This is a genomic window from Paenibacillus dakarensis (genome assembly GCF_001373415.1).
In the GTDB taxonomy this organism is placed as follows: domain Bacteria; phylum Bacillota; class Bacilli; order Paenibacillales; family Paenibacillaceae; genus Paenibacillus_AQ; species Paenibacillus_AQ dakarensis.
The window spans coordinates 1-4,760 of sequence record NZ_CDSE01000048.1; the positions used below are offsets into that span (position 1 = coordinate 1).

Consider the following 4,760-nt stretch of genomic DNA (forward strand, 5'->3'; position numbering starts at 1 on the left):
CATAGAGGCGGGGTTTTTTTGTTGATTAAATTCCGGATTTAATCAACCCCGCTTCATATATATATATGAATTAAGATCTCGAAGGAGGAACTGTTGATGGAACGGAGCATTATTGTATTGGATACAACGCTGCGCGACGGGGAACAAGTGCCAGGTGCAAAACTGAATGTTCAACAGAAGGTGGAGTTTGCCCAGCAGCTGAAGAGACTTAATGTGGATATTATCGAAGCGGGTTTTCCTGCATCTTCTCAAGGAGATTTCCATTCTGTTCAGGAAATTGCAAGAACAGTGGGTGACAGCATCTCGATTACGGCCCTTGCCAGAGCTGTAAAGAGTGATATCGATGCTGTATATGAAAGTATTAAGCTTGCCCAAAACCCGCTTATTCATATTGTGCTCGGCACCTCGAACATTCACGTTGAGAAGAAATTTAACCGTTCGAAAGATGCAGTGCTGCAAATGGGTGTGGATGCAGTGAAGTACGCAAAGACACTGCTGCCTTATGTGCAGTATTCAACGGAGGATGCATCCAGGTCCGATTTTGAATATTTATGGACTACAATCGAAGCCGTCGTAAAAGCCGGGGCAACGATGATCAACATCCCGGATACGGTCGGTTATGCAGTCCCTGATGAATTTGGCGAGTTGATCCGGAAAATTAACGAGCGCCTGAAGAATCTGGATGAAAAAGTGATTCTCAGTGTGCATTGTCATAATGATCTCGGGCTCGCAACTGCGAACACACTGAGCGCAGTTAGAAATGGTGCCGAGAAGGTAGAGTGTACGATTAATGGTTTGGGAGAGCGTGCAGGTAACACCTCGCTTGAGGAAGTCGTTATGGGACTCAAGGTGAGATCCAATCATTTTAATGCGCGTACAAATATCCATATGAAGGAGCTTATCAGAACTTCACGTCTGCTGACTCATCTGACGGGACTTGATGTGCAGGTGAACAAGGCGATTACGGGTGAAAATGCATTCGCGCACTCATCCGGAATTCACCAGGACGGGCTGCTTAAGGATAAACAGGTGTACGAGATTATGTCGCCAGAGGAAGTCGGAGCGGACAGCATGGAACTGATTCTGACTGCACGTTCCGGAAGACATGCGTTTAAGAATGCCGTGGAGAAGCTTGGCTTCGAAACAGGTGAAGGTGAAGATTTTGAAGCGCTGTTTGAAAAATTCCTGCTGCTCGCCGATGCCAAGAATGAAGTATACGACCATGATGTGTTTTATTTGTTAACCCAGCACCGCATGCATGAAGAAGTCAGCAGCCATCTGTATGAGCTGGATTCGTTTCAGGTCGTGACGAATGATCTCTATCCAACGGCAACGGTGAAGCTAAGAAGAGGGAATGACACTTATAAGGACAGCATGGTAGGCGATGGCCCGATCGATGCCCTATATAGCGCTATTAAAACTTTGGTCGGCCTGGACGTCCAATTAAAGGATTACAAGATCAACAGCCTTTCCAGGGGGAAAGAAGCCATTGGCCGGGTAAATATCCGGATTGAATATGAAGGCAAAATATACTCTGGACGTGCGATGGATACCGATATCATTAAAGCCAGTGCATTAGCTTTTATTAACAGCATTAATGCTGTTTTGCTTGATACAGCGCAAGAAGATCAGGTGTAAAGATACAAGGGTACACGGATCCTTTAAGAGTGAAGGGAGTAGTTACACGTTGAAACCACGAATTTCAGTGCTTACACTTGGAGTGGATGATTTGGAAGGTTCATTACGATTTTATCGTGATGGGCTTGGGCTATCGACACAAGGAATTATAGGGAGCGAGTTTGAGCATGGAGCGGTTGCCTTCTTTGACTTACAGGCAGGCTTGAAGCTTGCGATCTGGAATCGAAAAGATCTTGCACATGAAGCGGGGGTTATTCATTCTGCTCCAAGCTCCACCGAGTTTACGATTGGTCATAATGTGGGAAGTAAAGAAGAAGTAGATGAAGTAATGTCTCAAGCAGAACAAGCGGGGGCTACGATAACTGCACAGGCTCAAGATACTTTTTGGGGCGGGTATTCCGGTCACTTCTTGGACCCGGATGGGCACTTATGGGAAGTCGTTTGGAATCCGGCGTGGGAGTTGGCAGACTAAATAAGTTTTCGGATCTTAACGAAGAACCCGGCTGATATCATCATCCGGGCTTTTTGTTTGTGGTGGAGGAGACGAGACTTAGGCAAATGTAATATATCCGAAACACTAGCACTGTAATCAAATGTGTGTAACTAAAGGTAAATATTGGTGATGTGTCTTTGGTTTTGATATGATGGATTGATAATAATAACGGAGTGTGTTGCCATGAGAATAATGAGCCGATTGATCACGTGGTCGCTGTTAGTCACTTGTGTGTCTATTGCTGGTTGCTCCTCGAGGCCGGTAGAACAGGAAACTGCAAAAAAGAATCAAGCACCCGGTGAGAACGTGTCTAGTTCACCCAGTGTACAGGTAAAATTCACACAGGAGGGTGATCATCCGGAAGAGTTAATTATTCAATTGATTAATGGAACAGCATCAACACTCGATATTGCAATATACAGTATTAATTACGAGCCGATCGTTGAGGCAGTAATTAACGCTGCTGAACGGGGAGTGAATGTAAGAATGATTACCGATCTGAGCCACGCGGAAGAGAAGGCAAAGCAGAAGAAGGCATTGGAGCTCCTTCAGGATGCGGGTGTCCCTATTAAGGTAAACTCCCACGATGGCAAGATGCATTTAAAGATGATAATCGCAGATGGGAACAAGGTGGAGACGGGGTCATTTAATTATTTGAAATCCTCTGTCGAGGAGAATGATGATGTAGCTGTTTTTATCGAGGACGATGAGGTGGGAAGGAAGTTTCAATCGGCTTTTAACAATCTGTGGGATAATACGGAGCGTTTTAAAGAATATAAATAGAAGATTGATCCCGGATATCCGCTCTCCATTAACTTTCTGCCAGTCTTAACTGAAGCAAATATTACAACTATTTTATTTCTGGCTAACTCATAACATGTAACATATAATCATAGGATAGATATAATATAAAATGAGGGAAGCTAATGGAATTTTTGAAAACTTTTTTTGCTCAACCGATTGTTAAAAGAATTTTGTTTCTGTTGTTAGTGCTCTTGCTGCTCTACAGTCTGCGGCATATGCTTAACCTCCTTTTACTGTTGTTCCTTGTCACCTTTGTAATGGGACGACTGGAAGGCTTCGTAACGAGAAAGCTTAATCGACTGTTTCCGATCTCACCGATCGTTGTTACCATAATTCTATACTTGCTTCTGGTGACTTCGCTTGTATTCGGACTGGTGAACTATGTGCCTAAGATTGTCATTCAGGTTGTGGATATGTTTAATAATATTACAAAGTTTATGAACTCATCCCCCCAAGATGAATTTGGCCGAATGATAGCGGCAGCCCTTGAAAAGCTGGACTTCCAGAAGTACCTGGGGAATGTGGTTAATTATATTATGATGCTGGGAAAATGGCTTGAAATTATTCTCTTTGTGCTCCTGCTGAGCTTTTTTTATCTCATTCAGAAAAAGAAGGTCAACGAATTCACAGAAAAATTGCGCTACAGCAAAATCAGCTGGGCGTATAAAGAATTTCACTATTTCGGTCAGAAATTTGTCTCGTCTTTTGGTAAAGTGATTGAAGTGCAGCTGCTCATCGCTGTGTTTAATACGGCTCTCACCATGGTGGGACTATGGATCCTTGGTTTCCCGTATTTGTTTGCGCTCACGATCATGGTATTCCTGTTAAGTCTCATTCCTGTGGCGGGTGTTATTATATCCTTCATCCCTATCGGAATCATTGGCTATCAGATCGGTGGTCTAACTCTGGTGTTCTGGACCATTGTTATGATATTGGTCATTCATGCGGTTGAGACGTATTTTCTCAATCCACGACTGTATGCGTTCAAAACAAAGCTGCCCATGTTCTATACATTCATTATTCTGATATTCTCTCAGCATTACCTCGGAATATGGGGCTTGATTATCGGGATTCCGATATTCATGTTTTTGCTGGATGTGCTGGGTGTCGAGCAGTCGGAATAACAAGGATAAGAATAAGATACACGTCTAAACAGACGTGTATTTTTTTATGGCTGTACATACGGAGTTGAAGTTTCAGCGAAAAATGACCATTTTTGTTTTGCTGTAGAAAGCATAGTGAGGCAAGTAGCCTTAGATTATCAAAATAGTGTCATAAAAGGATTGAATAATGATTGTTGAATCTATGATTACGATTTAAGATATCCTCAAATAACTGTTTACAGCACTTTCGCCAAGAAAACATCCGAGTATGAAAGGAGCCACGCACATCGTGAATGATTTAAAGCTATGGTATGACCAGCCTTCTTCACTACCAGAGGAAACAGCAGAACAGCATTGGAATCGTGCGCTTCCGATTGGGAATGGCCGTCTTGGCGCCATGATCTATGGCGATTATCCTACAGAACGGATACAGATCAATGAGGAATCGATTTGGGCAGGCCCACCCGTACCTGTACATCAGCCGTATGCAAAAGAGGCACTCTGCCAAGCAAGAGAACTGCTCTTTGCCGGCAAGTGTGAAGAAGCGGAGCAGCTGGTTCAAGAGAAGGTACTCTCCCCGCATACCGGGCCGCGCAGCTATCAACCGTTCGGAGACATATGGATTACTGATTTGGGAATGGACAGTTTGCACTTATCCCCGTTAACTTTCCGGCAAACAATCCATGAATATAGACGAGCATTGGATTTGAATACGGCGGTTT

General features: G+C 43.7%; 5 protein-coding genes. All 5 read left to right on the top strand.

The genetic code is table 11. The features are described 5' to 3' along the window. Positions 1–96 precede the first annotated feature (96 nt). Positions 97–1,638 carry a 2-isopropylmalate synthase gene (locus tag BN1234_RS13605; RefSeq protein ID WP_054957217.1) on the top strand — a complete coding sequence of 514 codons (1,542 nt, stop codon included), beginning with the start codon at positions 97–99 and terminating at the stop codon, positions 1,636–1,638. 49 nt (positions 1,639–1,687) lie between these two features. Continuing rightward, complete coding sequence (locus BN1234_RS13610) at positions 1,688–2,110, top strand: VOC family protein (RefSeq protein WP_054957218.1); 423 nt, start codon at positions 1,688–1,690, stop codon at positions 2,108–2,110. A 204-nt stretch (positions 2,111–2,314) separates the two neighbouring features. After that, entirely contained in the window at positions 2,315–2,914 is a 600-nt protein-coding gene (locus tag BN1234_RS13615; protein WP_054957219.1) for a phospholipase D-like domain-containing protein, read from the top strand. Positions 2,915–3,057: 143 nt separating this feature from the next. Continuing rightward, on the top strand, positions 3,058–4,059 hold the full coding sequence (locus tag BN1234_RS13620; protein WP_054957220.1) for an AI-2E family transporter: 1,002 nt from the start codon (positions 3,058–3,060) through the stop codon (positions 4,057–4,059). 268 nt (positions 4,060–4,327) lie between these two features. Beyond that, on the top strand, positions 4,328–4,760 hold a 433-nt coding region (locus BN1234_RS13625), incomplete at its 3' end, for a glycoside hydrolase N-terminal domain-containing protein (protein ID WP_170308047.1).

Bases quoted from the DNA above. Each gene is read 5' to 3' on its own strand.
- BN1234_RS13615 (WP_054957219.1), top strand. From the start codon at position 2,315: ATGAGAATAATGAGCCGATTGATCACGTGGTCGCTGTTAGTCACTTGT.
- BN1234_RS13620 (WP_054957220.1), top strand. From the start codon at position 3,058: ATGGAATTTTTGAAAACTTTTTTTGCTCAACCGATTGTTAAAAGAATT.
- BN1234_RS13605 (WP_054957217.1), top strand. From the start codon at position 97: ATGGAACGGAGCATTATTGTATTGGATACAACGCTGCGCGACGGGGAA.